The 26141-nt window shown below is 65.0% G+C and carries 24 protein-coding genes; 19 read left to right on the top strand and 5 right to left on the bottom strand.

The window, feature by feature from the left end; genetic code table 11:
- Positions 1-66 precede the first annotated feature (66 nt).
- From ACO076_RS01820 to ACO076_RS01800, 5 genes are read left to right on the top strand one after another with little or no spacing between them, the layout of a single operon-like run.
- The gene (locus ACO076_RS01820; protein ID WP_421725032.1) at positions 67-1209 is read left to right on the top strand and encodes an enolase C-terminal domain-like protein; all 1143 of its coding nucleotides are present in this window, start codon (positions 67-69) and stop codon (positions 1207-1209) included.
- Between the two features lie 2 nt (positions 1210-1211).
- Positions 1212-2291 carry an ABC transporter ATP-binding protein gene (locus ACO076_RS01815; protein WP_421726648.1) on the top strand — a complete coding sequence of 360 codons (1080 nt, stop codon included), beginning with the start codon at positions 1212-1214 and terminating at the stop codon, positions 2289-2291.
- Positions 2288-3571, top strand: a complete 1284-nt coding sequence (locus ACO076_RS01810; RefSeq protein ID WP_421725031.1) for an ABC transporter substrate-binding protein — start codon at positions 2288-2290, stop codon at positions 3569-3571. The genes ACO076_RS01815 and ACO076_RS01810 overlap by 4 nt, the downstream gene beginning before the upstream one ends.
- A 35-nt stretch (positions 3572-3606) precedes the next feature.
- Positions 3607-4545 (top strand): carbohydrate ABC transporter permease, encoded by a 939-nt coding sequence (locus ACO076_RS01805; protein WP_421725030.1) that lies wholly within the window; start codon positions 3607-3609, stop codon positions 4543-4545.
- Between the two features lies 1 nt (position 4546).
- A complete protein-coding gene (locus ACO076_RS01800) occupies positions 4547-5452 on the top strand; it encodes a carbohydrate ABC transporter permease (protein ID WP_421725029.1) in 906 nt (301 codons plus the stop codon).
- Between the two features lie 85 nt (positions 5453-5537).
- On the opposite strand, the gene ACO076_RS01795 is transcribed toward ACO076_RS01800, so the two are convergent.
- Positions 5538-6155, bottom strand: a complete 618-nt coding sequence (locus ACO076_RS01795; RefSeq protein ID WP_421726647.1) for a GntR family transcriptional regulator — start codon at positions 6153-6155, stop codon at positions 5538-5540.
- A 315-nt stretch (positions 6156-6470) separates the two neighbouring features.
- Between ACO076_RS01795 and ACO076_RS01790 the strand changes: the two genes are divergently transcribed.
- The 9 genes from ACO076_RS01790 to atzF are packed head-to-tail and all read left to right on the top strand — an operon-like array spanning position 6471 to position 15811.
- Complete coding sequence (locus ACO076_RS01790; RefSeq protein ID WP_421725028.1) at positions 6471-7598, top strand: BMP family ABC transporter substrate-binding protein; 1128 nt, start codon at positions 6471-6473, stop codon at positions 7596-7598.
- 28 nt (positions 7599-7626) lie between these two features.
- A complete protein-coding gene (locus ACO076_RS01785) occupies positions 7627-8748 on the top strand; it encodes an ABC transporter permease (RefSeq protein WP_421725027.1) in 1122 nt (373 codons plus the stop codon).
- Complete coding sequence (locus ACO076_RS01780; protein ID WP_421726646.1) at positions 8745-9671, top strand: ABC transporter permease; 927 nt, start codon at positions 8745-8747, stop codon at positions 9669-9671. Before ACO076_RS01785 ends, ACO076_RS01780 begins: the two co-directional genes overlap by 4 nt.
- Before the next feature lie 11 nt (positions 9672-9682).
- Positions 9683-10699: a formamidase gene (locus ACO076_RS01775; RefSeq protein ID WP_421725026.1), complete on the top strand. Its 1017-nt coding sequence runs from the start codon at positions 9683-9685 to the stop codon at positions 10697-10699.
- A gap of 12 nt (positions 10700-10711) precedes the next feature.
- The gene (locus tag ACO076_RS01770) at positions 10712-11413 is read left to right on the top strand and encodes a cysteine hydrolase family protein (RefSeq protein WP_421725025.1); all 702 of its coding nucleotides are present in this window, start codon (positions 10712-10714) and stop codon (positions 11411-11413) included.
- Positions 11410-12954 carry an ABC transporter ATP-binding protein gene (locus ACO076_RS01765; protein WP_421725024.1) on the top strand — a complete coding sequence of 515 codons (1545 nt, stop codon included), beginning with the start codon at positions 11410-11412 and terminating at the stop codon, positions 12952-12954. The genes ACO076_RS01770 and ACO076_RS01765 overlap by 4 nt, the downstream gene beginning before the upstream one ends.
- Positions 12954-13622: a cysteine hydrolase family protein gene (locus ACO076_RS01760; protein ID WP_421725023.1), complete on the top strand. Its 669-nt coding sequence runs from the start codon at positions 12954-12956 to the stop codon at positions 13620-13622. Before ACO076_RS01765 ends, ACO076_RS01760 begins: the two co-directional genes overlap by 1 nt.
- Entirely contained in the window at positions 13603-13953 is a 351-nt protein-coding gene (locus ACO076_RS01755) for a cupin domain-containing protein (protein ID WP_421725022.1), read from the top strand. The genes ACO076_RS01760 and ACO076_RS01755 overlap by 20 nt, the downstream gene beginning before the upstream one ends.
- A 4-nt stretch (positions 13954-13957) precedes the next feature.
- A complete protein-coding gene (atzF, locus tag ACO076_RS01750) occupies positions 13958-15811 on the top strand; it encodes an allophanate hydrolase (RefSeq protein WP_421725021.1) in 1854 nt (617 codons plus the stop codon).
- A gap of 29 nt (positions 15812-15840) precedes the next feature.
- Here atzF and ACO076_RS01745 read toward each other — a convergent pair whose 3' ends face one another.
- The 3 genes from ACO076_RS01745 to ACO076_RS01735 all read right to left on the bottom strand — a co-directional run bounded on the left by ACO076_RS01745 (position 15841) and on the right by ACO076_RS01735 (position 18415).
- Positions 15841-16542, bottom strand: a complete 702-nt coding sequence (locus ACO076_RS01745; RefSeq protein WP_421725020.1) for an amino acid ABC transporter permease — start codon at positions 16540-16542, stop codon at positions 15841-15843.
- Positions 16543-16618: 76 nt separating this feature from the next.
- Positions 16619-17455 (bottom strand): ABC transporter substrate-binding protein, encoded by an 837-nt coding sequence (locus ACO076_RS01740; protein ID WP_421725019.1) that lies wholly within the window; start codon positions 17453-17455, stop codon positions 16619-16621.
- A gap of 51 nt (positions 17456-17506) precedes the next feature.
- Positions 17507-18415, bottom strand: coding sequence for a dihydrodipicolinate synthase family protein (locus ACO076_RS01735; RefSeq protein WP_421725018.1), 909 nt, complete (start codon positions 18413-18415; stop codon positions 17507-17509).
- Positions 18416-18544: 129 nt separating this feature from the next.
- Between ACO076_RS01735 and ACO076_RS01730 the strand changes: the two genes are divergently transcribed.
- The 5 genes from ACO076_RS01730 to ACO076_RS01710 are packed head-to-tail and all read left to right on the top strand — an operon-like array spanning position 18545 to position 25292.
- The gene (locus tag ACO076_RS01730) at positions 18545-21520 is read left to right on the top strand and encodes an FAD-dependent oxidoreductase (RefSeq protein WP_421725017.1); all 2976 of its coding nucleotides are present in this window, start codon (positions 18545-18547) and stop codon (positions 21518-21520) included.
- Complete coding sequence (locus ACO076_RS01725; RefSeq protein WP_421725016.1) at positions 21517-22242, top strand: amino acid ABC transporter ATP-binding protein; 726 nt, start codon at positions 21517-21519, stop codon at positions 22240-22242. Before ACO076_RS01730 ends, ACO076_RS01725 begins: the two co-directional genes overlap by 4 nt.
- A 16-nt stretch (positions 22243-22258) precedes the next feature.
- On the top strand, positions 22259-23314 hold the full coding sequence (locus ACO076_RS01720; protein ID WP_421725015.1) for a phosphotriesterase family protein: 1056 nt from the start codon (positions 22259-22261) through the stop codon (positions 23312-23314).
- Entirely contained in the window at positions 23311-23985 is a 675-nt protein-coding gene (locus tag ACO076_RS01715; protein ID WP_421725014.1) for a GntR family transcriptional regulator, read from the top strand. Before ACO076_RS01720 ends, ACO076_RS01715 begins: the two co-directional genes overlap by 4 nt.
- Before the next feature lie 20 nt (positions 23986-24005).
- A complete protein-coding gene (locus ACO076_RS01710) occupies positions 24006-25292 on the top strand; it encodes a M20/M25/M40 family metallo-hydrolase (RefSeq protein ID WP_421725013.1) in 1287 nt (428 codons plus the stop codon).
- Here ACO076_RS01710 and ACO076_RS01705 read toward each other — a convergent pair.
- A complete protein-coding gene (locus tag ACO076_RS01705) occupies positions 25286-26005 on the bottom strand; it encodes a GntR family transcriptional regulator (protein ID WP_421725012.1) in 720 nt (239 codons plus the stop codon). The two genes, ACO076_RS01710 and ACO076_RS01705, sit on opposite strands and share 7 nt — an antisense overlap.
- Positions 26006-26141: the final 136 nt, after the last annotated feature.

Here is a 26141-nt window from a genome sequence, read left to right as displayed (position 1 = left end):
TTTAAACAAGTAATTGACATGTGCAATTAGATTTTGCGTAGCTTTATAGTGATGTGAGGGAGATTTATGGAGATCACGGGTTTCTCCTGCTGGGTGGTGGAGCACGACCCGATGCCGGCTTTCGCCTGGCGCCAGGGGTTGCCGAGCACCGCGAGTGATTCCCCCGACCCGTTGCGACCGCGCAAGGCAGTGCTGCGGATGGAGACCGACACGGGGACGTTCGGCGCAACTGAACTCGGTAAGGGTGACGGTGTCGCGGATGCGGTCCGGCGTCGCTTCGACCGCTTTCTCGGCGCCGACCCGCTGATGACCGAACGGGTGTGGCATCTCATGTGGGAAACGGACCGGATCGAGGAGTTCCCGGTCCACACGACCGCGGCGATCGACCTTCTCTGTTGGGACGTCAAATCGAAGGTGGCCGGGATGCCGGTTCACCAGATGGTCGGCGGCAACGACACGGTGGTTCCGGCCTACGCGTCGACAGTGACGTGGCCAGATCTCGCCGCCTACGAGCGGCACATTCGGCTCTGTCTGGACATGGGCTTCACGGCGTTCAAGCTCCACGCCTGGGGCGACGTCGATGCCGACATCGTGCTCTGCAGGAGTCTCAGGCGCTGGGTCGGGCCGGACGCCGACTTGATGTATGACGGCTCCGCCGGCTTCGACTATGTCGATGCTCTGAAGATCGGGCGGGCCCTCGAGGCGGAAGGCTTCCTTTGGTACGAGGAGCCGATGCGCGAGCATCACATTGGGCACTATGCCCGGCTCCGCGAAAAGCTCGACATCCCGATCCTCGCCGCCGAGACCACCGATGGTGCCCACTGGAACATGGCATCGTGGGTGGAGGCCGCCGCCCTCGACATGGTCAGGGTGTCGGCGGCGTTTAAGGGCGGCATCACCGGAGCCCTGAAGATCGCCCATCTCGGCGAGTCTTTCGGGATGCGCGCTCAGGTTCACGGTATGGGCGAAGCGAACGCACAGCTCTGCGCCGCGATTCCCAACAACGACTACTACGAACAACTCGTCATCAACGAGGACCAGATCAGGGGTCTCGGCTCCCTCGGCGACCTTTCGGTCGTCGACGGCCAGCTCACGGTTCGAACCAAGCCGGGCCTCAGCCCCGACTACGACTGGGACGAGATCGACCGGGCCGCGCTTGCCCGCATTGACGTAACCGCGGACGGGATTCGCGAGGAGCGCCGCCGGTGACGATGGTCCGACTGGAAGCTGTCGCCAAGTCGTTTGGACCGCTCGAGGTTCTCCGCGACATCGACCTTGCCGTCGATCGTGGCGAGTTCGTCGTCTTTGTCGGACCGTCGGGTTCGGGCAAGTCGACCCTGCTCCGCCTTATCGCCGGCCTCGAGGACGCGACCGGCGGCGCCATCTTCATCGACGGTACCGACGTCACCTTCGCTGAACCATCCGATCGGGGGATCGCGATGGTGTTCCAGTCCTACGCGCTCTATCCGCATATGAACGTCTTCGGCAACATGGCGTTCAATCTTCAACTGGCGCGCTTCAACAAGTCGCGAATCCGCGAGCGCGTCGCCGAGGCGGCGCAGATCCTGCGGCTTGAAGACTTGCTGGAGCGCAGGCCCGGGCAGTTGTCCGGCGGCCAGCGCCAGCGCGTTGCCATCGGCCGCGCCATCGTCCGTCACCCGAATGTGTTCCTCTTCGACGAACCGCTGTCCAATCTCGACGCCGCGTTGCGGGTGCAGATGCGTCTCGAGATTGACCGGCTCCATCGCGAACTCGGAACCACGATGATCTACGTGACCCACGATCAGGTCGAGGCGATGACCCTCGCGGACCGGATCGTTGCGCTCGACGCCGGCCGCATCCAGCAGGTTGGTAAACCGCTGGAGCTTTATCACCACCCGGCTAATCGCTTCGTCGCCGAGTTCATCGGCTCGCCGAAGATGAACATCCTGCCGGCCGACTCGGTTGGCAACGGTTCCGTACGGGAGGCGGCAGCGGTTGGCGTCCGTCCAGAACATCTGGCGATCGGCGATCCGCACCGTGGCGCCAACGACGATGACCGGATCGTTATCCCGGCGCGGACGCGAGCCGTCGAGCGCCTTGGCAACATCAATTACGGATATTTCGAAGGTCGTGGCGAGAGCCAGCTCGTCGCACAGGTCGTCGGTGAGATCGCGGTCAATCCCGGCGACCCCGTCGACCTGACCTTCAGCGACAAGAACATCCACCTGTTCGCGCCCGACGGACGCACCCTGCGCTCGCCGATCCCGGGCGCGCATCAATCCGAAACACAAACTGGGAGGGACTCGTGACTGATCTTCGTTGGACTTACGCTGTGACTGGCGTGGTGCTGCTTGCAACCGCGCTCGCCGCACCGGCTGCTCTGGCGGCCGAGGGCAAGCTGACCGTTTGGGGCGATACGCTGCGGGTCCAGTCCTACAAGGTTTATGCCGAGCAGAACGATGGCGTCGAGCTCGACATCGTCACCGTCGCGCCGGAGGAGATGGTCACCAAGCTGCAGTTGGCGCTGCGGGCGGGAAGCGGCGTGCCCGATCTGGTGTTCATCTCGGACGCACCCAATTCGGCGATGCTCGCCACCCGGCGCGCCGACTATCTGATGAACCTCGACGGGCTCGTCGATGAGGCGCTGCTTGGCGACTTCTATCCAAACGCCAACGCGCCGTGCATCGTCAATGAAGACCTTGTGTGCTTGCGCAACGATCTCGCCCACAATCTCATCTGGTACGACAAGCCCCAGATGGAGGCGTTCGGATACGCGGTGCCGACTACCTGGGAGGAATTCATCGTCCTGAGCGCCGACCTTGCCGAGAATCATCCAGGCTATTTTCTCGGCTCCTCTACCGATCCGTATGGCGTCTACGCGATGATCATGTCGTCCGGTTGCGATATGGCGACGCCGGTGGCCGGTCGGGACAACACGTTGCTCGTCGACTTGAGCAACGACGCCTGCCTGCGCGCGGCGGACATGATCGACACGATGAACGCCAATGGGACTCTCATCAAATCCGGTCCCTTCGATCCGGAATTCGTCCAGACCGCTCAGGACGGCAAGCTCCTGCTCTATGTGGGCCCGACTTGGTTCGGCGAGTTCATCCTCAAGCCGAGCTATCAGATCCCCGCCGGAGAAATCGCCGCGGCGATACCGCCACGCTGGTCGGAGGACGACAAGCCACTCACCTGGAGTTTCGGAGGCGGCGCCTTCGGCATCTGGAAGGACACCGACAATCTGGACGCCGCCCTCGACATGCTGGTGTGGCTGACGACGAGCGAAGCCAACCAGAAGGATGCGGTGACCTTCCCGCCCTACGCGCCGGTAACCGTACTCTGGGGCGAGAAGCTGATCGATGACGCCTATTATGCCGACGATCAGGTTTTCGCCGCGATGGAGGAGGCGGCCACCTACGCCGATCCGCGAAACAACGCGCGTCGCTTCGACATGCCGTCGGTGATCGGCAAGATCGTCTCGCCCGCGGTTGCCTCCGGCCGCACGCTCCGCGAAACGCTGCCGGCTTTGGAGCAGGAGATCGTCAACACCGCTCGCGTGGCGGGATACGAGGTCGTCAACGAGTAGCCGACGACGCATCGGAACTCTGACGGAGACCGCCGATGACCGAGACCAGCGCTTTGTCCGCCGGTGCGGCGGCGGTCCCGGCAGCTCGGGCGCGTGCCGCCCGGACCAAGTCGCGACGGCGTTCGATCACCGCCTACCTTTTTCTGACGCCCTATCTCTTGCTCCTTCTTGCCTTCGGTGTTTTCCCGGTCGGCTACGCGATCGGCCTCAGCTTCTTCGATACGATCTCGGGTTCCTTCGCCGGGCTAATGAACTATGAACTGGCGCTGGACGATTTTCGGCTCGGCCAAAGCTTCGTCAACGTCATCACCTACGTCGCCATGTGGGTCAGCCTGATGATTGTCGGGGTCGTGGCATTGGCGACGATCATCGACCTTATGCCGCGGCGCCTAGGCACCACGGTGCGGACCGTGACGTTTCTTCCCAGCGCCGTGACCTCGGCGGCTGTCGTCGTGCTCTGGCTCTTCCTGCTGGACCCGCAAGTCAGCCCGTTCAAGGCGGTGTACGGGCTTCTCGGCTGGGAAAACCGTTTCCAGGTGTTCGACTCGATCGGCTTCGCCGGTGTCTTCACCCTGATGGCCTTCTTCGCCTATGCCGGCGGGTGGATCGTCGTTCTCCACGGTGCGCTGACCGCTCTGCCCGGCGAGGTGATGGAAGCGGGCCGGGTCGACGGATGCCGCCCGGTCACCTTGGCGCTGCGGGTCAAGATACCGATGATCTGGCGAACCGTCGCCCTGATGGCGGTCTTGTCGATCGCCAACGGCCTGCAGCTCTTTGTCGAACCACAGTTGCTTGGGCTCGCCGGGCCGCAGCTCGCCCGCAATGACTGGTCGCTCAATCAGCTCGCCTACCAGTACGCATTCGCACTAGGGGATTTCGGCGTGTCGGCGGCGCTGTCGACCATGATCCTAGCTCTGTCTGTATCGATCGCCCTGTGGATCGTGTTCGCGACCCGCTTCTACAGGATCGATTGATATGAACGCCGACGCATATCCGATCCGCCGACTGCGGCCGCGTCGCATCGCACCCTGGCAGTTCGTCGCCGGCGCGATCGTTCTCTTCGCCATGTGTTTCTTTGGTCTGCCGCTGATCTGGCTGTTTCTGGCCGCCAGCCAGACTGACGCGTCGCTCTTCAGCGCCCCGCCCTTCTCGTGGGGAGGATGGGACAATGTCGTTGCCACCTGGACCAACCTCGTCACTTATGAGGGGGCGCACCTCCGCGTCTGGATCGTCAATTCGATCATCTATTCGGTCGGCGGCGTCGGGCTGTCGCTGGTCGCTGCGCTACCGGCGGGCTACGCCTTGGCGACTTACGATTTTCCCGGCCGTCGGGCGATCCTCATCGTCACGCTGGTTGCGATGATCACGCCAAACGCGGCGGTGGTCCTGCCGATCTTTCTGGAGATGAATCTGATCGGACTGAACAACACGCGGATTTCGCTGGTTCTCGCTACCGCGTTCTTCCCCTTCGGCGTCTATCTCGCCTTCATCTACTTCGCGACGGCGCTGCCGCGCGACGTGCTCAACTCGGCGCGCGTCGACGGGGCGACGCCCTGGCAGGTCTTCCGCCGGATCGCGTTGCCGCTGGCCAAACCGGTGATTTCGTTGATTGCCTTCTTTTCGTTCATCGCAAATTGGGCCAACTATTTCCTGGCATTCGTTCTTCTATCGGACGACGACCTCTACAATCTGCCGGTCGGACTGACGGCGCTGATCAGTGGCTCGCGGGCCCTCAGCTTTTCGGCCGCGACCGGCATCCCGATCCGGCGGCCGGAGGCGATCCAGGCGGCGATTCTCGTGGTGCTGCCTGTTCTGGTGATCTTCCTGTTTTCGCAGCGCTTCATCCGCTCCGGCCAACTCGCCGGCAGCGAGAAGGGTTAGCGTCGGGCGGCGTTGCCTTTTGGGCGGCTCTGCGCCGGGTAGGGCCGAGGTCTCGGCGCCGATGAGAGGTGGCTGTTGATCCGGTTCAGCCGGTCGCTGAGACCGCGGCGCTCGCTTCCTCAACAATCGCGACATGGGCCCGGGCGGCGGATGCGGCGCCCGCGCTGTCGCCGCGCGCGATGGCGGCGACGATCACGTCGTGCTCGTCCCAGGACTTCGCCAGGCGGCCCGGCAGACGAAACTGGACGCGCCGGAACGGGGCGAGCCGGTTGCGGGTCAGATTGGCGAGGTCGGTGATGTGTACGCTGTGCGCGCCCTCATAGAGGCGGGAGTGGAACCGGGTGTTGTGGGCCTCGTAAGCGTCATCGTCGCCGTTGTAGACCAGCCGGGCCGAAGCCTGATGCTCCCGTTCGAGGGTACGGCGCTCTTCGGCGGACATGCGTTCGGCCGACAGGCGGGCGCAGATCGCTTCCAGCTCGGCCATCGCCTCGAACATCGAGTGGAGGTGCGCTTGGGTCACCACTGCTACCGTCGCGCTGCGGTTCGGCCGCCGGTCGACAAGCCCGATCGCGCAGAGCTGGCCAAGCGCTTCGCGGACCGGAGTCCGTGACACCGCGAAGTCGGCGGCCAGCGATGTCTCGTCGAGCCGTTCGCCCGGTCGTAGCTCGCCGGTGACGATACGGTCGGCGATGGCGCGCACCATCTGATCGACGGTGGTCCCGCTCCGCACCCGTTCCCTTGATTCGCCTATCTGTGCCCCCGGCAAGCGACGCTCTCCTTCGGTCGCAGCCCAATCCGCTGCGCTATGGAATCATGAATGTCTAAAAAATAGACAGTCGTCAAGTCGATGAAAAAATAGCCGCTATCCTGCGCATCTGCGGGAATCCTGGGCAGGCCTCATACGTTGATGATCTGCATAGGCCCTTGATCAGCATAGGAATTCGCAATGGCACACCCATTGCATACACTTATTCAGTCGCCAGCCGGCTTGCGTATTCCAACCAGACAGGACCGCATCATGACCGACAGATTTTCACTCTCCCGCCGCCAGCTTCTCCGGACCAGCGCCGCCGGTGCTGCCCTCGGCCTTGCCGCATCGGTCGCGCCACTCGGTCGCGCCCTTGCCGCCGAAACGGTCGTCGGGTTCATCTATGTCGGGCCGAAGGATGACTTCGGCTACAACCAGGCCCATGCCGAGGGCGCCGCCGTTCTGAAGGGCATGGACGGCCTCGTCATCATCGAAGAGGAGAACGTGCCGGAGACCGTCGACGTCCAGAAGTCGATGGAGTCGATGATCAATCTCGACGGTGCCACCCTGCTGTTCCCGACGTCGTTCGGCTATTTCGACCCGCACATGCTGGAGGTGGCGGCCAAGTCACCCGACATCCAGTTCCGCCACTGCGGCGGGCTGTGGTCGGATGGCACCCATCCCGCTAACACCGGCTCGTATTTCGGCTACATCGGCATGGGTCAGTATCTGAACGGCATCGTCGCCGGTCATACCACCCAGACCAAGAAGATCGGCTTCGTCGCCGCCAAGCCGATCCCGCAGGTCCTGCTCAACATCAACTCCTTCCTCCTCGGCGCCCGCACCGTCGATCCGGAGATCACCTGCCAGGTGATTTTCACCGGCGAGTGGTCGCTGGCGGTCAAGGAGGCCGAGGCCGTGAACGCGCTCGTCGACCAGGGCGTCGACGTTATCACCTGCCACGTGGACGGACCGAAAGTGGTGGTCGAGACTGCAGCGGGTCGCGATGCGTTCGTTTGCGGTTACCACGCCAACCAGGGGCCGCTGGCGCCGGAGAAATACCTGACCGGGGCCGAGTGGAACTGGGCCAACGTCTACAAGATGTTCGTGGAGAACCATCTCGCCGGCGAGCCGCTGCCCAACTTCACCCGCGGCGGGCTTGCCGACGGCTTCATCAAGATGAGCCCGCTCGGTCCGGCCGTCAGCGACGCCGCGCGGAACCAGTTCGACGCCACATTGGCCGAAATGATGAAGGGCGGATTCGCCGTCATTAAGGGTCCGCTCAACGACAACACCGGTGCGGTGATCGCAACGGCGGATCAGTCGTTCCCCGAAACGGCAATCGAACTGGAGAGCATGGACTATCTCGTCGAAGGGGTTGTCGGCTCGACCTCGTAAGAGACCCGACGCCAAGGGGCGAAAAGCCATGGCCGAGATCACCGGCCCGGCCGTTCTCGCCGAAGCGCCGACGGTTCACCCGTCGGCGCGCCTCGCGTGGCTTGCCCGGCGATCGGAATCGGTCGTTATTCCGCTTGCCGCCATTCTCGTCGGAATGGCGCTGTTCAGCATCTTCATTGCCTTCCTCGGCAAGTCGCCGGTCCAGCTCTTCGAGCTGATGTGGCGTGGCGGCTTCGGCAGTGCTTTCTCGATCCAGAATACGCTGTCGCGCGCCGCGCCACTCCTGCTCGTGGCGCTGTGCGTTGCCTTGCCGGCGCGCCTTGGTCTGGTGGTAATCGGGGGTGAGGGGGCGCTGGTCCTCGGCGGTGTCGCGGCCGCCGCCCTTGGCGTGGCGCTTGCCGGCGTGCCATCGGGCGTCGGCCTGCTCGCCATGGCGGCGGGCGGAATGATCGCCGGCGGCCTGTGGATCGGCGCGGTCGGCGCATTGCGGCACTACCGCGCCGTCAACGAGACCATCTCCAGCCTGCTGATGGCCTACATCGCCATCGCGATCATGAATCAGTTGGTCGAGGGACCGCTCCGCGATCCGGCGTCGCTGAACAAGCCGTCGACCGAGCCGCTGGCGGAGGCCTACCGGATCGGCTCGATCCCCGGGACGGACGTTCACTGGGGCCTGGTGATAGGCATCGTTGCATGCATCGTCTCGTGGGTCCTGATCGAGAAGACCCGCTGGGGATTCGCCGCACGCATCGCCGGCGGTAACGTTCGCGCCGCGCAAATTCAGGGACTGGCGGTCGGGCCTCTGATCGTCGGCTTCTGCGCGCTTGCCGGCGGGTTCGCTGGTCTTGCCGGCATGATCGAGGTGGCGGCGGTTCAGGGTTCGGCCAACGCGTCGCTGGCCGTCGGCTACGGCTTCACCGGCATCCTGGTCGCCTTCCTTGCCCGTCACAATCCGCTGGCGATCATCCCCGTTGCCGTGCTCCTCGGCGGCATCGACGCGTCCGGCGGTCTGATCCAGCGACGGATGGACCTGCCGGATGCCACCGTCGTGGTGCTCCAGGGCGTCTTGTTCATCGTCATCCTGTTCTCGGAGACCTTTTACGGCCGGTTCAAGGTCTTCAATCCCGATCTCTGGAAGAGAGCCGCCTGATGGAAAGCGACATCGGCCTGTGGAGCGTTCCACTGGCGATCCTTGGTGGCGCCATTCGTGTCTCCACCCCATTCCTTTTCGTCAGCCTCGGCGAAACCATCACCGAGCGCTCCGGCCGGATCAATCTGGGCCTCGAAGGCACGCTGGTGTTCGGCGCGATGACCGGCTACGCGGTCGCGTTTATGAGCGGCTCGCCGTGGGTCGGCGTTCTGGCAGCCGCGGCGGCGGGCAGCGTTTTTGGTCTCTTTCACGGCTGGATCTGTAAGTTCCCCAGGGTCAACGACATCGCGATCGGCATCGCCATGATGCTGTTCGGCGTCGGCCTCGCCTTCTTCTTCGGCAAGGCCTTCATTCAACCGGCGGCGCCCGACCTGCCCGCGATCCCGTTCGGCGCCTGGTCCGACATCCCGCAGGTTCAGGCGGCGCTCAACGTCAACGTTCTGTTCTTGATCGGCATTGCACTCGCGGTTTTTCTCTGGTGGGCGTTCCGCAACACCCGCCTCGGTCTGATCATCCGGGTCGTCGGCGACAGCTCGGACTCAGCCCGGGCGATGGGGCTCGATCCGGATCGGGTCCGGCTGCTATCGACCGCGGCCGGCGGTGCCCTTGCCGGGATCGGCGGCGCCTACCTCTCGCTCTACTACCCGGGAAGCTGGAACGAAGGCATCTCGTCCGGTCAGGGGCTGATGGCCGTGGCGCTGGTTATCTTCGCCCGTTGGAACCCGCTCGGATGTTTTGCGGCGGCGCTGTTGTTCGGCGGCGCGGGTGCACTCGGGCCGGCATTGCAGTCGGTCGGCGTGACCGAAGGCTACTACCTTTTCTACGCCGCGCCCTACGTCCTCACCCTCGGCATCATGATCGCCACCTCGTCCCCGGGCCGGTCCCTCGCCGGCGCTCCGGGCGAGCTGTCGATCACCAAATAGGAGCACGTGTCATGAACGGTCTCGGTGGTCTCAACAAAAGCGACAACGGCGTCGTCATCGGACTTGTCCAGCTTCAGCTTCCCGACGTGAAGACACCGGACGACCTCGCTGCTCAGACGGACGTGATCGTCTCGATGGTCGGCAAGGCGCGGCGCAATCTCGGAACGATGGACCTCGTCGTCTTCCCCGAATACGCCCTCCACGGCCTGTCGATGGACACCAATCCTGACATCATGTGCCGGATGGACGGCCCTGAGGTGGCGGCGTTTCAGGCGGCGTGCGCCGAGAACGATATCTGGGGTTGCTTCTCGATCATGGAGCTGAACCCCGGCGGCATGCCCTACAATGTCGGGCTGGTGATCGACAATCACGGCGACATCAAGCTCTATTACCGCAAGCTCCATCCCTGGGTTCCGGTCGAGCCGTGGGAGCCCGGCGATATGGGCATCCCGGTGATCGACGGGCCGAAGGACTGCAAGCTCGCTCTGATCATCTGTCACGACGGCATGTTTCCGGAGATGGCGCGCGAGTGCGCCTACAAGGGCGCGGAGATCATGCTGCGCACCGCCGGTTACACCGCGCCGATCCGGGAGTCATGGCGGTTCACCAACCAGGCCAACGCTTTCTGCAACCTCATGGTCACCGCCAATGTCTGCATGTGTGGCAGCGACGGAACCTTCGACTCCATGGGCGAGGGGATGATCGTCAATTTCGACGGAGCGGTCCTTGCCCACAGCACGACCGGCCGCGCCAATGAGATCATCACCGCCGAGGTTCGGCCCGATCTGGTGCGTGAAGCGCGGCTCGGCTGGGGCGTCGAAAACAACATCTACCAGTTCGGCCATCGCGGCTACGTTGCCGTCGAAGGCGGTGCTGGCGACTGCCCGTACACCTTCATGCAGGACATGGTTGCCGGGCGTTACCGACTGCCGTGGGAAGACGATGTCGCTGTCACCGACGGGACCGGCTTCGGGTTTCCGAGGCCCACGCGCCGCCATGGCGAAACGCTTCCCGACGCGGCCGAATAGGAGCGCCGATTCATGAACGTCAGGCCCGACATCGCGCAGTCGTTCGTCGACGCCGATCCCTATCCCTGGCCCTACAACGGCGACCTGCGGCCGGAGAATACCGCCCTGATCGTCATCGATATGCAGACCGACTTCTGTGGCGAAGGCGGCTACGTCGATCACATGGGCTACGACCTGTCGCTGGTGCGCGCGCCGATCGAGCCGATTAAGGCGGTGCTCGCCGCGATGCGCGCCAAGGGCTATCACATCCTGCATACCCGGGAGGGGCATCGACCCGATTTGGCCGATCTTCCTCCTAACAAACGCTGGCGCTCCCAGCGGATCGATGCAGGGATTGGCGATCCGGGTCCCTGCGGCCGCATTCTCGTGCGTGGCGAGCCGGGCTGGGAGATCATCCCCGAACTCGCGCCGATCGATGGTGAACCGATCATCGACAAACCCGGCAAGGGGTCGTTCTGCGCCACCGATCTCGAGCTGATCCTGAAGCAGCGGGGCGTCCACAACATCGTGCTGACGGGCATCACCACCGACGTCTGTGTCCACACGACGATGCGGGAAGCCAACGACCGCGGTTTCGAATGCGTCCTGCTCGAGGACTGCTGCGGCGCGACGGATCACGGCAATCATCTCGCTGCGATCAAAATGATCAAGATGCAAGGCGGTGTCTTCGGTGCGGTGACCGACTCCCCGACCCTGATCGGCCAGTTGCCATGAGTGACGCAGGTTCGCCCAGGACCGAAACGTCTGCCGCGGCGGTCGAAACGGTCGGCATGACCATGCGGTTCGGGTCGTTCACGGCGCTCGACGATGTCTCGGTCAGGATCGCCGCCGGCAGCTTCCATGCGCTGCTCGGCGAGAATGGCGCGGGCAAGTCGACGTTGGTCAAGTGCATGATGGGCTTCTATCGACCGACGGCCGGTCAGATGATGGTCGATGATCATGAAGTGAAGGTCGACAATCCCAGGGACGCATCGGCGCTCGGCCTCGGCATGGTCTACCAGCACTTCACGCTGGTGCCGTCGCTGACCGCTGCCGAGAACCTGGTGATCTCCCGGGAGGATGTGCCGCGGGTCATCGACTGGCGGCAGGAGCAGACGGATCTCTCCGCGTTCATGGAGCGTATGCCGTTCCATTTGCCCCTCGACGTCCCGGTCCGCGAACTCGCCGCCGGCGAAAAACAGAAACTCGAAATCATAAAGCAGCTCTATCTCGGCCGGCGTTTCCTGGTGCTTGACGAGCCGACGTCGGTGCTGACGCCGGGCGAGGCGGCGGAAGTCCTCGGCCTGATGCGGACGATGACCGAGGGTGGCGACCTCACCATCCTGATGATCTCGCACAAGTTCCACGAAGTGACCGCGTTCGCCGACGAGGTCAGCGTGCTTCGTCGCGGTCGCCTGGTCGGCTCCGGCAAGGTCGCCGATCTCGACCATCAGGCCATGGCGGCGATGATGATCGGCGAACAGTCCGTGGCCGTGGTCGACAACCGGGCCGACGCCAAAACCGACGCACCGATCGTGTTGTCGGTGAAGTCGCTGATCGCTCCCGATCGAACCGGCCTCAAGCACATCGACATCGGTGCGCTCGATGTCCGCGGTGGCGAGATCGTCGGGATTGCCGGGATATCCGGCAATGGCCAGAAAGAGTTTCTCGAGGTGCTCGCCGGCCAGCGACGGCCGACCACCGGCGAGGTCGAGGTCAAGGGGACGCCCTACACCGCGACCCGGAGCGAGGCGCGGTTTCTGAACGTGCGGGTGATCCCGGAGGAGCCGCTCCGCAACGCCTGCGCGCCGCGGATGACCGTGGCGGAGAATCTCGACTTCCGAACCTTCGATATCGACGACGAAGGCAGGCCGGTCACCTGGATCAATGGCCGCGCGATCCGCGCCTACGCCTCCCGTCTGATCGCCCAGTTCAAGATCAAGACGACCTCTCTCGATTCGCCGATCGCCGCCCTGTCCGGCGGCAACATCCAGCGCACCGTGCTGGCGCGAGAGCTGTCGGGTGAGGTCGATCTGCTGATCGTATCGAATCCCTGTTTCGGACTCGATTTCTCCGCCGTGGCCGAAATCCGCGCCCGGATCGTACGGGCGCGGAACGAGGGTGCGGCCGTCCTGCTGCTCTCCGAAGACCTGGACGAGCTACTCGAACTGTCGGACCGCCTGTTCGTCATGTCCGACGGGACGTTGACCTACGAGACCCCGATCGCGACCGCGGATGTCCAGACCATCGGCCGGTACATGGCGGGCCATCGCTGATGCCGGTTTTCGATGCCCAGCCCTTCGCGCTACCGTTCCGGCCGGAGACGACCGCGCTGATCGTCATCGACATGCAGCGCGACTTCGCCGAGCCGGGCGGCTTTGGCGAGAGCCTGGGCAACGATGTGTCGCGGGTTGGGGCAATTGTGCCGACAGTGCGGCGCCTGCTGGACGGTTTTCGCGCCGCCGGCCTGCCCATCATCCACACCATGGAGTGCCACCGCCCCGATCTTTCCGATTGTCCGCCGGCCAAGCGCGATCGCGGCGATCCGGCGCTCAGAATCGGCGATGCCGGTCCGATGGGGCGGATCCTGATCGCGGGCGAACCGGGCACAGCGATCCTCGACGAACTGGCGCCGTTACCCGGTGAAATCGTGATCGAGAAGCCGGGCAAGGGCGCGTTTCATGCCACCGATCTCGACGACCGACTGGATACCATGGGAGCGGAGACGTTGGTGTTCGCCGGCGTGACGACGGAGGTCTGCGTCCAGACGACGATGCGCGAAGCCAACGACCGCGGCTATCATTGCCTGCTTGCCGAAGACGCGACCGAAAGCTACTTCCCGCACTTCAAGGCGGCGACGTTGGAGATGATCATCGCTCAGGGCGCGATCGTCGGCTGGACCGCCACGACCGACGGAATCGTCGATGCGCTCGCCGACCGGTAACACCGTTCCCGCGCTCGTTTCGGGTGGCTGGCGCGACCTGAAATACACCAGGTTCAGGGATGGGATCGACGTGCATTGGCTGCTGACGGGCGGCAGCGACGCGCCCTCGGTTGCGGTCCTGAAGTACGCGCCGGGCGCCCGCGTCCCCTTGCACCGTCACGTTGGACTCGAAACGATCGTGGTTCTCGATGGCGCGCAAAGCGACGAGCGAGGCGAATACGCCGCGGGGACGGTGGTGATCAATCCGGTGGACAGCACCCACTCGGTCTGGTCGGACGATGGCTGTGTGGTCCTTATCCAATGGAACCGGCCAGTAGAAATGCTCGGGTGACATGATGACGGACTTGCCTTTCGATCTCACCAGCCTGCGCCAGGCCTACGCCTCCGGTACGACTCCGGCCGACGTGATCGCCGAGGTCTTCGCCCGGATCGATGCGGCTGACGATCCCGGCATCTTCATCCACCTCGCCGATCGCGAGCGGCTGTTAGCCGAGGCCGAGGCGCTTGGACCGCTGCCACCGGACGTCGGGCCGCTGTGGGGTGTGCCGTTCGCGGTCAAGGACAATATCGACGTTGCCGGGATGCCGACCACCGCCGGATGTCCCAACTATGCCTACGAGCCGGCAGAGGATGCCACCGTCGTTGCGTTGCTCAAGGCGGCGGGTGCGCTGGTCGTCGGCAAGACCAACCTCGACCAGTTCGCCACCGGACTGGTCGGTGTGCGCTCGCCCTATCCGATTCCCAGAAACGCCATCGACCCCGCGCTGGTCCCGGGTGGGTCGTCCTCCGGCTCGGCGGTGGCCGTCGCGCGCGGCATCGTCTCCTTCGCGCTCGGCACCGACACCGCTGGCTCGGGCCGTATCCCGGCCGGGCTGAACAACATCGTCGGCCTGAAGCCGACCGTCGGCGTAGTCTCGACCAAAGGCGTCGTGCCCGCGTGTCGAACCCTCGACTGCGTTTCGGTGTTCGCGCTTACCGTCGATGACGCTTATGCGGTGTTCAGCACGATCGCCCGCAAGGACGGCGCCGACCCCTATTCGAAGGCCGTAACCGTCGCCCCGCTGGCGCCGCGGCCGCCCAGCCTGACCGTGGGTGTTCCCGCGACGGCTGACCGGGAGTTCTTTGGCGACGACGCCATGCGGGCCGGTTTCGACGCTGCGCTCGACCAGCTCGCTGCCCTCGGCTGCGAACTGGTCGAACTCCCCTTCGCTGATTTCTTTGCGACCGCGGCGCTGCTTTACGAGGGAGCCTGGGTCGCCGAACGCTACGCGGCGATCGCCGAGTTTATGGAGGCCAACGCTGACGCCCTCCATCCGGTCACTCGCGAGATCATCGGCGGTGCTCGCGGCCTTACGGCGGTTGACGCCTTCAACGGATTCTACGCCTTGCAGGAGAAGAAGGCAGCCCTCGCTCCGCTGATCGCCTCGGTCGATTGCCTTTGTGTGCCCACCGCGCCGACCCACTACACCGTCGCTGCTGTCGCCGCCGATCCGATCGGCACCAACAGCCGGCTCGGGACCTACACCAACTTCGTCAATCTTCTGGATCTCTGCGGTATCGCCGTTCCGGTCGGCACCCGAACCGACGGCCTGCCGATGAGCGTGACGTTGCTCGCGCCCGCCGGACAAGACGCGCTGATCGCTGCGCTCGGTCGCGATCTACACGCCGCAAGCGCGCTGACCCTCGGCGCGACGGATTGGGCGTTGGCAAGCGAGCCGGCCGTACCGACCACGCCAGACGACGACTCGATCGAGCTCGTTGTCGTCGGCGCGCATCTCTCCGGCATGCCGCTCAATCCCAAACTGCGAGCCCATGGTGCGCGGTTCGATCGCGCGGCAAGGACGGCGCCGGCCTATCGCCTCTTCGCGCTTGCCGGCGAAGCGATTCCGAAACCGGGGCTCCTGCGGACCGCCGACGGTAATGGCGCGTCGGTTGCCGTCGAGGTCTGGCGGCTCGATCCGTCCGCCTTCGGCCGCTTCGTCGCGGACATCCCGTCACCCCTCGGTGTTGGAACCATCGAACTGGAGGACGGAGGCGCGGCCAAAGGATTCCTCGTCGAACCGGCCGGGCTGGACGGTGCGATCGACATCTCTGACCATGGCGGTTGGCGCGCCTACGTCGCGGAGAAGGCCGCGCCGCCGGTGAAATCTGAAGCAGGCGGCGGTGTGTCGCTCGCCGCTCAGGCCTAGTTGCCCCGCGTGGGCGCTGCCGTGTGGCGTCAGTAGCTCTCCGCGAGCTGGACGTCGCTGTAGGCCTTGCCGAACCGCGCCTCGATGCGCCGCTGGACCAGATCCCATAGCGTCGTGAGGATCAGGTAGTAGAGCGCCGCCACCGCGAACAGTTCGAGCACCAGGAACTTCTCCTGGATCAGAATCTGCGTCCGACGGAGCAGCTCCTCCATCGAGATCACCGACGTGATCGATGTGGTCTTGAGGAGACCGTTCACGCTGTTGCCGAGCGGCGGAATGATGATCCGCGCCGCCTGCGGCATGACGATGTAGCGCATCACCTGGGATGGGGTCAGACCGAGGGCCTTGCCCGCGTTGGTTTGACCCTTGGGTACGGCGAGGATGCCGCTGCGGATGATCTCGGCGAGGTAGGCGGCTTCGTTGAGGATAAGGCCGAGCAGCGCCGTTTCGAGCACGCTGAGGCGAACGTCGATCACCAGCGGAACGGCGGTGAAGATGATCAGAAGCTGGACGAGCAGCGGTGTCCCGCGGAACAGCCAGATATAGAATTGCGCGAGCCAGGACAGCGGCCTGATCGGCGACATCCGCATCATTGCCAGCAGGGTGCCGAGAACCAGGCCGCCGATGAGCGCGGCGACGGTCAGGCCGACGGTGTTGAGGGCCCCAAAGAACAGGAACTCGTTGAAGAGATATTCCTGGAAGCCCTGAAGGTCGAAAACCTGTTTGTTCATGATGCCTGCTCGCTGCGGCCAAAAAGAAGCCGCGCCCGCCGGGTGACGGGCGCGGCCTTATCGGTGTTGATCGAAGTTAGCTGCTCGGGCCACGGATGACGAACGGCTCGGTGTTGGTAAGCACGCCGTACTCGTCGAGGAGTGCCTGATAGGTGCCGTCCTCCATCATCTCGTTCATGACACCAAGTACCGCGTTGGCCAGGTCTTCATTGGCCATCGCCAGTGCCACCGGCGTCGCGAACAGGCCGGAGATCGCCCGGTCGAACTCACCGCGATTGGCGTATTCGGCGGCGGTGGAGTCGATGCTGACCGTCGCGTCGGATTGGCCGGCGCGCAGCGCCTGATAGGCGGTGGCGAAGTTGTCGAAGGTTTGGACGTTAATCGCGTCGAGCCCTTTCGCCTGAAGCTCTTCGTCGAGCAGCTTCAGCTTGGCTTCCTCGAAGCCGCCGATCTCGACGCCGACCGTCTTGCCGGCGAGGTCGTCCGGCTCGGAGATGCCGTCCGGGTTGCCGGCAGGCACGGAGATGCTGATCGCCTGCGCTTCGTAGGGGATCATCTGCATCATCGCGGCCCGTTCCTCGGTCCAGAAGATGCCGGTGTTGATCACGTCCCAGCGACCGGCCTGCAGGCCGGGAATCATCGCCGAAAACTCGATGCGGATGTACTCCGGCTCGAGGCAGAGCCGCTTGGCGACTTCGTTGCCAAGCGTAATCCGCATGCCCTGCAGTTCGCCATCGGAGTCGACGAATTGCATTGGCGGCAATGTCGGATTGGTCGACATCACCAGGGTGCCGGGCTTGATCAGCGCGCTGTCGGCGACCGCCGGCGTGCAATCCTGCGCTGCTGCCGCGGAAAGGCCGAGCGTGACCAGCGCGGCCGTGGTCAGTCCAAGGGTACGTGCTTTCCGTTTCATGTATTTGCCCTTTCTTGTTGTCCCATCTGGTTGCGATTAGGCCTCGTAGGGTCAGCCGGTCGCCGCCAACTGCAGCGATCCGGTCAGTCCAAGCGCGGTCATGTCTTCGATCAGTTCGGCATGCTCGTCGGCCGGTAGCGGCAGGCGCGGCATACGGGGCGGGCCGACCGGTAGCCCCATTTCGGCGAGCCCGGCCTTGGTGGCCGAGACATAGCGGTGCCCCCCGACCCAGCGGACGATCGGCAGCATCCGCCGATAGAGCGCCAGCGCGGTATCGCGATCCGAGTGGTCCGCGACGAGCTCAAACAGTCGGGCGGAGTCGCGGGGCATCAGATTCGAGCAGACTGCGACCCATCCGACGGCTCCAAGCCAGAACGACTCGTAGCCAAGGATTCCGGCGAACACCGATATCCGGTCGCCGCAGAGCTCGATGATGTCGCGAACCCGAGTCACCTCCAGCGTCGACTCCTTGACCATCGTCACCGCATCGATGGCCGACAGCGCTGCGATGACATCGGGGGTCATGTCGATATTGGCGGTGGCGGGGTTGTTGTAGACCATGATCGGGATCGAAATCGCTTCGCCGATCAGGCGGAAATGTTCGAATAGCTCCGCGTCGGTGGGGCTCGCATAGAACGGCGGAATCACCATGACGCCGTCGGCGCCCATCGCCTCCGCTTCCCGCGACAGGTCCACGGCGTGGACGGTGGATTCGGCCCCGGTGCCGATCAGCACCGGCACGCGGCCGCGGGCCTCGGCGATGCAGATCTCGATCACCTGCTGACGCTCTTCGCGGGTGACCGACAGGAACTCGCCGGTGCTGCCGAGGGGGATGATCCCGTGGATGCCCTGGTCGATCTGCCAGTTGACCAGCGTGCGCAACGCAGGCGCGTCGACGGCCGCGCCGTCCGGCGTGAAGGGTGTCACCAGAACCGTATAGGTTCCCCTGAACTCCGGCATGGGCGATCCTCGATCGATAGTGTCCGCGACATAATACATCGAATATTTTCTCTGTATACGATGAAAATATCGGCTATTGTGCTGATGTTCTGGGCGACGGCGAAACGAGGTTACGGACGCGCCAAGGTCATGAAGACATTGAGGATCGTCCGACCGGGCGTGGTGCCGAACGGCCCCCGGGTGTCATTCACCTTCGATGGCGCCCCGATTGAAGCCTATGCCGGGGAGACCATCGCTTCGGCACTGGCGGCATCGGGTATCGCGGCGATCCGGACCCACGAGATTGCCGGCCCCGACGGGCTACCTCAGTCGCGCGGCCTCTATTGCGGGATGGGCGCCTGCTACGACTGTGTCGTCACCGTCGACGGGCGCGCCGGTCAGCGCGCTTGCCTTACCCACGTCGCCGGCGGGGAGGTTGTGCGCTCGGTCCCGCCGGCTGGAACCGCCGACGATCCGCTGCAGCCCTTGGCGGTCGAGCCGGCTGGCAAGCTGCCCGAACGAAAGACGGACATATTGGTGATCGGCGCGGGGCCGGCCGGTCTCGCCGCGGCACTGGCTGCTCGCCGGGCCGGCGCGGCTGTCATCGTCCTCGATGAGAGACCACAGAGCGGCGGTCAGTACTACAAGCCGGTTGCCAAATCCCACACCGCGGCCGGCCCGCCGGACCGGCAATTCGCGGAAGGCGAGGTGCTGGTCGACGCGGTTCGCGATGCAGGCGTGGAGATCGTGCAAGCTGCAATCGTGTGGGGCGCGTTCGCCTCCGACGAAATCATCGCCCTGGTCGATGGCCGCGCCGTGGTCTTTCGGCCACGCCGGCTCGTTCTGGCCACCGGGGCCTACGAGCGCGCCGCACCGTTTCCCGGGTGGACACTGCCCGGCGTAATGACCGCCGGCGCCGCCCAGACCCTCGCCCGTGCCTATCAGGTCGCGGCCGGTCGTCGCGTGCTTGTCGCCGGCAACGGACCGCTGAACTTCCAGCTTGCCGCCGACCTTGCCGAAAACGGGATCGAGGTGGTCGCGGTGGTGGAGAGCGCGCCGAAACCATCGATCGCGGCCGCCCGCAACATTGTCCGGGCAGTGGCGACCGACCCGACCAAGATGCGCGAAGGCGCCGGCTACCTGCTGCGGCTTCGCCGGCATCGTGTCCCGATCCTCTGGTCGCAGGTGGTCGCGCGGGCGCGAGGCGACCGTCGGGTCTCGACCGTCACCACTGTCGGTGTTGCGGCAGACGGGCGAGCCCTCCCCGGAAGCGAGCAGGACCATGCGGTCGATGCCCTCTGCGTCGGCTACGGCTTCATGTCGTCGATCGAGATCGGCAACGCGCTCGGTTGCCGGACACGTCTTGATCGACACGGGGTTGGCGCGCTGTCGCTGGCTGTGTCGGACGACGGCGAGACCAGTGTCGCGGGCGTCTTCGCGGTTGGCGACGGGGCGTCGGTCGCTGGTGCCGATGTCGCTCAAGCCTCTGGAACCATTGCCGGAATCGCCGCTACCCGGCAGCTTGGCTACGAGACTGACACCAGAGCCGCACTCGCCGCCCGCCGCCGCCGCGACCGCGCGCGCCGCTTCCAGGACGCGCTCTGGTCATTGTTCCAGGCGCCGCCGGTTCATCTCGATACCGTGCCCGATGAGACCGTGCTCTGCCGTTGCGAGGACCTGAGCTTCGGCGCGGTTCGCCGCGACATTGACGCCGGATCGCAAAGCCTTGCGGTTCTCAAGCGTCGTACCCGCCTCGGCATGGGGCGCTGTCAGGGACGCTACTGTGCTCCGCTTGCCGCCAAGCTTCTGTCGGAGATGACCGGGCGGCCGCGTGACGTGGAAGACGGGTTCGCGCCGCGGCTGCCGGCGAAGCCGTTCCCCGGGGCCGCGCTCAGCGTCGAGAAGCGTGAATGGGGCGGGCATCGCCGTGCCGGCTCTCCCGATCTGTCCCGCCCGCTGCTGGCACCGCCGTTCGGCGATGTGGAAACCGAGGTCGCGGTGATCGGCGGCGGCGTTGTCGGTGCTTGCGTTGCCTTCGAACTCGCGCGCGCCGGTCGGGATGTGGTGCTGCTGGAGCGCGATGACGCCAACCTCCAGGCGTCCGGAGCCAATGCCGGCAGCCTCCATGTCCAGCTCCTCTCCTTCGATTTCGGCGACAAGGCGGAAGCCGGCGGCGGCCCTGCCGCCGATACGCTGGCGCTCGGGCCGTGGGCTGTGTCCCTATGGCAGGCGCTTGCCGAGACCTGCGGCCATGATTTCGAGATCCGCGTCACCGGCGGCCTCATGGTCGCCGAGACCGACGCTGGGATGGCGTTCCTCGAAGCCAAGGCTGCGCTCGAACGCCGCCACGGCGTCGAGGCGGAGATCATCGGCCGGAACGAACTCCGGTCGCTGGCGCCGGCGCTCTCGGAGCGGCTGATCGGCGCCGAGTACGCGCCGCAGGAGGGCAAGATCAATCCGCTCACTGCCACCTATCGTGTTCTCGAGCAGGCCGAACGCCTCGGCGCTCGCGTCTTTCGCAGCGCCGATGTCAAAGCCCTGGCGCGCGAGCGGAATGCATGGCGGGTCGAAACCGGGCGCGGCACCGTCCGCGCTGGCCGTGTGGTCAATGCCGCCGGTCCGTGGGCGCACCAGGTCGGTGCGCTGGTCGGGCTCGATCTGCCAGTCTACAGCGCACCGCTGCAGATGATCGTCACCGAGCGCGCGCCGGTGCTCGTCGAACAGCTGGTCGGCCATGCCGATCGCCACCTCAGCCTCAAGCAGCTCGCCTCCGGCGGCATTGTCATCGGCGGCGCGTGGACGGCGCGCTACAGCGAAAGCCAGAACATGAACGTCACTGTCCGTGACAGCATCGAGGGCAATCTCTGGGTCGCCAATCGTGTGCTGCCGCAGCTCACCGGCCTGCACGTCTTGCGGACCTGGGCCGGCATGAACGTCAACATCGACGGCGCCCCGATCGTCGGCGAGGCCCCCGGCGCACCGGGCGTCTTCAACGCGGTGACCTCCAACGGCTACACCCTCGCGCCGGCGGTGGCGCGGCTCACCGCCGACCTGATCTGCCGCGGCCGCGCCGACCACGACATTCGCCCCTATCAGCTCGACCGTTTCGACAAGGTACCCTCATGATCACCATCGATAACGTCTCAAAAACCTTCGGCTCGTTTCAGGTCCTGAAGGATTGTTCGACCAGCGTCGCCAAGGGCGAGGTGGTCGTCATCTGCGGCCCGTCCGGTTCCGGCAAGTCGACCCTGATCAAATGCGTCAACGGGCTGGAGCCGTTCGATTCGGGCACGATCATGGTCGGCGACACTAGCGTCGGTGCTCCGTCCACCAACCTGCCGAAACTGCGCAGTCGGGTCGGGATGGTGTTCCAGAATTTCGAGCTCTTCCCCCATCTCACCATTCTCGAAAACCTGATGCTGGCGCAGCAGAAGGTCCTCGGTCGTAGCGCCGACGAAGCCGAGGCCAAGGCGCGGTCGCTGCTGGAGCGGGTCGGCCTCGCCAATCAGGCGCCGAAGTACCCCGCCCATCTGTCCGGCGGCCAACAGCAGCGGGTGGCGATCGCCCGGGCGCTGGCGATGGATCCGATGGCGATGATGTTCGACGAGCCGACATCGGCGCTCGATCCGGAGATGATCAACGAAGTCCTCGACGTCATGGTCGAACTCGCCCGCGAGGGCATGACCATGATCTGTGTCACCCACGAGATGGGTTTCGCGCGCAATGTGGCTCAGCGGGTGATCTTCATCGACAAGGGCGAGATCGTCGAGGACCGCGATACGGAATCGTTCTTCACCGCCTCCCACAGCGAACGGGCTCAGCGGTTCCTGGCCAAGATTCTTCACTAGCGGAGGCGCGAAGCGGGTGACGACCTACGCGCAGACCGTCAACGGACCGGTGCCGGCGGAGACCTTGGGTGCGGTGCTGATGCACGAGCACATCCTCTGCGATCTGCGCGCGCCGGCGACCCGTGCATCGAATTCGGGGGCGCCGATCACCATCGAAAACCGCTTCGCGGTCGACTACTTCCAGAACCGCAACCCCCGGAACACGGTTCTTGACGAAGACGCGATCGCGATCCGCGAGCTTGAGCGATTTGGTGCGAGCGGTGGCGGGGCGATCGTCGAACTCACCGTCGGCGGCCTGGACCCGCAGCCGCAACGCCTTGCGGCCATCGCTGAAGCCGTCGGCGTCGCCGTGATCATCGGTGCAGGCTACTACGTTGCCGACTACATGCCAGCCGAGATTCGCGAGGCGGACGTTGATACGTTGGCAGACGTGATGCGAACCGCCCTGGACATCGGCGCGCATGGCACCGACGTCCGCGCCGGCATCATCGGTGAACTCGGCTGCTCCTGGCCGCTCGCCGATGTCGAGCGCCGGCAACTGACCGCCGCCGCGATCGTCCAGGCCGAAACCGGCGCGGCGATCACCGTCCATCCCGGCCGCCATCCGGACGCGCCGTTGGAGATCGCCGACATCCTTGTCGCGGCCGGTGCCGATCCGTCCCGCTGTGTCATCGGTCACATGGACCGCACGATCTTTGACCGGCCCCGGCTGTTGACCCTTCTCAATCGCGGCTTCGTGCTTGAGTGGGACTTCTTCGGTATCGAGACCTCGCAATACTGGATGGCCGACGAGGACCTGGACCTCCCCACCGACTACATGCGGCTTGACCTGATCCGCGACCTGATGGCGACCGGCTTTCGGGATCAGATCACGGTCTCCCACGACATCTGCACGCGCACCCGGCTTGCCAGCTATGGCGGGCACGGATACACGCATCTGCTCGATCACATTGTTCCGATGATGAGGCGGCGTGGCTGGCGCGACGCCGACGTTCACCGCCTTCTTGTCGAAACGCCCGCGCGCCTCTTGTGCTACCTCGGCGCCCCTCCAAACACCTCCGAAACCCGATGACTGAGACGCTCCTGATCACCTCGACCCAAGATCCCGGCGAGGCCGACAGCCTCGCCAATCGTGCCTATCGCGCCATCCGATCGATGATCCTCGCCCGAACCCTGAAGGGCGGCGAGACGGTTTCGGAGGATCGTCTCGCCAACCGGCTGTCAATCTCGCGCACGCCGGTGCGGGAGGCATTGTTTCTGTTGCAGAGCGAGGGGCTGATCGAGAAGCAGGTCAACCAGCCGTTCCGGGTGCGCGTCGTGTCCAATCGCGAATATTTTCAGACCATGCGGCTGCGCGAGCTCCTTGAGGGCGAAGCCATCGCCATGGCGACCGGCAAGATCGACGCCGGGGCGCTCGACGGCGTCGAGGCCGACATGCTGACGCTGAAGGCCAATCCGGCGGTGCCGGCCGAGAGCCACTGGGCGGCCGACGAGAAGCTCCACGACATGATCGCCGATACCTGCGGCAACGATGTCATGGCCGGTGTTATCCGCGAGCTGCGGGTCACGACCCGCATCTTCGAATTGTCCGGTCTGCCGTCGCGGTTCCGCCCCGACACGGAAGAGCATCTCGCGATCATCGCGGCACTTCGCTCCGAGGACCCGCAAACCGCGCGCGAGACCATGGTCGCCCATATCCGTAGTCTCGCCAACGATGTGCTCGCCGCCATGGCGGCGCTGTGAGCGCCGATCGCGACCAAGAGATGGCGGCCGCGGACGGCGATCGTCGCCTCCTGTCGGATCTGGTCGTCGCGGGACGCGAGGGAACGCCCGCCGTTCACGCCGTCCTCGAAGCGGCGATGGCCACCGCCGGCTGCACCACCCGGTTCCTCGACTACGACCCGGCCACTGTCTCGCTGACCGACGAATTCGCCGATGGCTCGGTCTCGGCCGGCACCACAGAGCGCTGCCTGATCGGCCGCCTCGATGGGAGCGGCGACGGCCGAAGCCTGATCCTGTTCGCCCATCCGGATACCGAGGAGGGCGGCGCGGGTGCCGGCTGGTCATCCGATCCATTCACGCCGGTGGTGCGTGACGGCCGCATGATCGGCTGGGGTGTCGCCGATGACCTCGCCGGACTAGTAATGCTGGTGCGCGCAATCGCGCGACTGCATGGGGAGAGGCTGCGGCCACGCGGCGATGTCGTCCTGGTCAGCGCGCCGAGCAAGACGCACCGTCGGGGGATCGCGGCGGCGCTGCATGACGGGGTCGACGCCGACGCGGCGGTCTATCTCCACCCCGCCGAATCCGGACGCGGGCTCGATGAGATCAAGGCCTTCGCGCCCGGGCAGTTGGAGTTTCGGATCACGATTGCCGGCGAAGCGCCCGATACCGCCGAGCCGGCCCATACCGCGTTCAGTCACCGGGCGGTCAATCCCTTCGACAAGGCGCGGATCGTCGCTGCGGCACTCGACAGGTTCGGCGAAGCCCGCGGCCGGGCCGTCCACCACCCACGTCTCGATCAGGCGATCGGCCGCTCGGCCAACCTGATGCTCACCGAATGCGCGTTCGGCGACGGCAACCTGACCCGGATCGCTGAGACATGCCGGCTTGCCGGCGCGATGACATTGGTCCCCGGCGAGCAACTCGAGGTCGTTCAGGCCGATGTCGAGAGCGCCATTGCCGCGGTATCCCGCCACGACCCGTGGCTAGCGGCCCATCCGCCGGAGATCGCGTGGCTATCCGGGGTAAGCGCAGCCGAAACGCCGGACGATGCGCCCATCTACCGGACGGTTGCCGCGGTGCTCGCGCGGCACGGCGCCACGCCGCAGGTGAATCCGCTGCACACGTCCAGCGATATCCGGAACCCGATCGTCCAGAAGGAGATTCCCACCGTCGGCTTCGGCCCGCTCTGCGGTGACCTCGCCATGGCCGGCGGTATCGGCGAATGGGTCGATCTTGCCGACCTCTCCTGCGCCGTCGCGGCGACGGCCGACATCATCTGCGACTGGTGCGGTGTGGTGGAGGACGCTGACGGTCGCCGTCAGTAACCGCGCTCCTGGCGGCGAAGGGAGCGCATGTTGTCGACGATGTGCTCGCCCGAGCCGGTCACGTGAGTCGCGATGATCTTGGCCGCATCGTCGACGCGATGGTTCTTGATGGCCTCGATCAGGGCGCGGTGTTCTTCCATGATCTTTGCCCGGCGGGTGAGCGAGAACGGCAGCCCGGTTCCGACATTGATCGATCCGAGGATTTGCCGGTGCCGGCGCCAGGTGTCGACGGCGTGGCGGTTGTAGTGCCGCTCGTACATCAGCGAATGAAACCGGGTGTCGAGATTGGAGTGAACGCCGTAGTCCCGGAAGTTATGTTCCTCCATCTGCCGCTGGATATCCTCGATCTCTGCGATCTCCTCGACCGAGACAACATCGATGAACCAGCGGATCAGGTGCGGCTCGATCAGGGCGGCGATTTCGTAGATGTCGCGTACGTAGTCTTCGTCGATCGGGCGGACCCGGGCACCGCGGTTGGGGAGGAACACCACAAACCCCTCGCCACGAAGCTGCTGAAGCGCTTCGCGAACTGGATTGGTCGATGTCCCGTAGCGTTTCGCCAGCTCGGCGACCTTGAGCCGCTCGTTGGCTGTCAGTTGACCCTTGAGGATATCGCTTCGGATCAGCTCATAGATCGTTGAAGCCTGATCGCCGTCGGCTTGCAGGAAGTCCGTCTCCGACGGTGTTGTGTTTTGTTTCAGTGGCTTTTGCAAATCGCTTACTCCGCGTCGTGCGGATTGTCTTAGGTCGCGTTTCGCCGTTGACAAATAATGTACGATTTGTGAGTATTTGACCACTAAAATCCGGTACCGTGTATTTTTTAAGCCGGCTTCGTCGGACGGCAATACG

Source organism: Bauldia sp. (assembly GCF_965232525.1).
Classification (GTDB): domain Bacteria; phylum Pseudomonadota; class Alphaproteobacteria; order Rhizobiales; family Kaistiaceae; genus Bauldia.
This window is presented reverse-complemented; position numbering and strand designations above follow the sequence as displayed.

Bases quoted from the DNA above. Each gene is read 5' to 3' on its own strand.
- ACO076_RS01760 (WP_421725023.1), top strand. From the start codon at position 12,954: ATGCCGGTTTTCGATGCCCAGCCCTTCGCGCTACCGTTCCGGCCGGAG.
- atzF (WP_421725021.1), top strand. From the start codon at position 13,958: ATGACGGACTTGCCTTTCGATCTCACCAGCCTGCGCCAGGCCTACGCC.
- ACO076_RS01815 (WP_421726648.1), top strand. From the start codon at position 1,212: ATGGTCCGACTGGAAGCTGTCGCCAAGTCGTTTGGACCGCTCGAGGTT.
- ACO076_RS01745 (WP_421725020.1), bottom strand. From the start codon at position 16,542: ATGAACAAACAGGTTTTCGACCTTCAGGGCTTCCAGGAATATCTCTTC.
- ACO076_RS01790 (WP_421725028.1), top strand. From the start codon at position 6,471: ATGACCGACAGATTTTCACTCTCCCGCCGCCAGCTTCTCCGGACCAGC.
- ACO076_RS01805 (WP_421725030.1), top strand. From the start codon at position 3,607: ATGACCGAGACCAGCGCTTTGTCCGCCGGTGCGGCGGCGGTCCCGGCA.
- ACO076_RS01755 (WP_421725022.1), top strand. From the start codon at position 13,603: ATGCGCTCGCCGACCGGTAACACCGTTCCCGCGCTCGTTTCGGGTGGC.
- ACO076_RS01795 (WP_421726647.1), bottom strand. From the start codon at position 6,155: ATGGTGCGCGCCATCGCCGACCGTATCGTCACCGGCGAGCTACGACCG.
- ACO076_RS01735 (WP_421725018.1), bottom strand. From the start codon at position 18,415: ATGCCGGAGTTCAGGGGAACCTATACGGTTCTGGTGACACCCTTCACG.
- ACO076_RS01740 (WP_421725019.1), bottom strand. From the start codon at position 17,455: ATGAAACGGAAAGCACGTACCCTTGGACTGACCACGGCCGCGCTGGTC.
- ACO076_RS01710 (WP_421725013.1), top strand. From the start codon at position 24,006: ATGGCGGCCGCGGACGGCGATCGTCGCCTCCTGTCGGATCTGGTCGTC.
- ACO076_RS01820 (WP_421725032.1), top strand. From the start codon at position 67: ATGGAGATCACGGGTTTCTCCTGCTGGGTGGTGGAGCACGACCCGATG.
- ACO076_RS01770 (WP_421725025.1), top strand. From the start codon at position 10,712: ATGAACGTCAGGCCCGACATCGCGCAGTCGTTCGTCGACGCCGATCCC.
- ACO076_RS01765 (WP_421725024.1), top strand. From the start codon at position 11,410: ATGAGTGACGCAGGTTCGCCCAGGACCGAAACGTCTGCCGCGGCGGTC.
- ACO076_RS01785 (WP_421725027.1), top strand. From the start codon at position 7,627: ATGGCCGAGATCACCGGCCCGGCCGTTCTCGCCGAAGCGCCGACGGTT.
- ACO076_RS01775 (WP_421725026.1), top strand. From the start codon at position 9,683: ATGAACGGTCTCGGTGGTCTCAACAAAAGCGACAACGGCGTCGTCATC.
- ACO076_RS01725 (WP_421725016.1), top strand. From the start codon at position 21,517: ATGATCACCATCGATAACGTCTCAAAAACCTTCGGCTCGTTTCAGGTC.
- ACO076_RS01715 (WP_421725014.1), top strand. From the start codon at position 23,311: ATGACTGAGACGCTCCTGATCACCTCGACCCAAGATCCCGGCGAGGCC.
- ACO076_RS01800 (WP_421725029.1), top strand. From the start codon at position 4,547: ATGAACGCCGACGCATATCCGATCCGCCGACTGCGGCCGCGTCGCATC.
- ACO076_RS01730 (WP_421725017.1), top strand. From the start codon at position 18,545: ATGAAGACATTGAGGATCGTCCGACCGGGCGTGGTGCCGAACGGCCCC.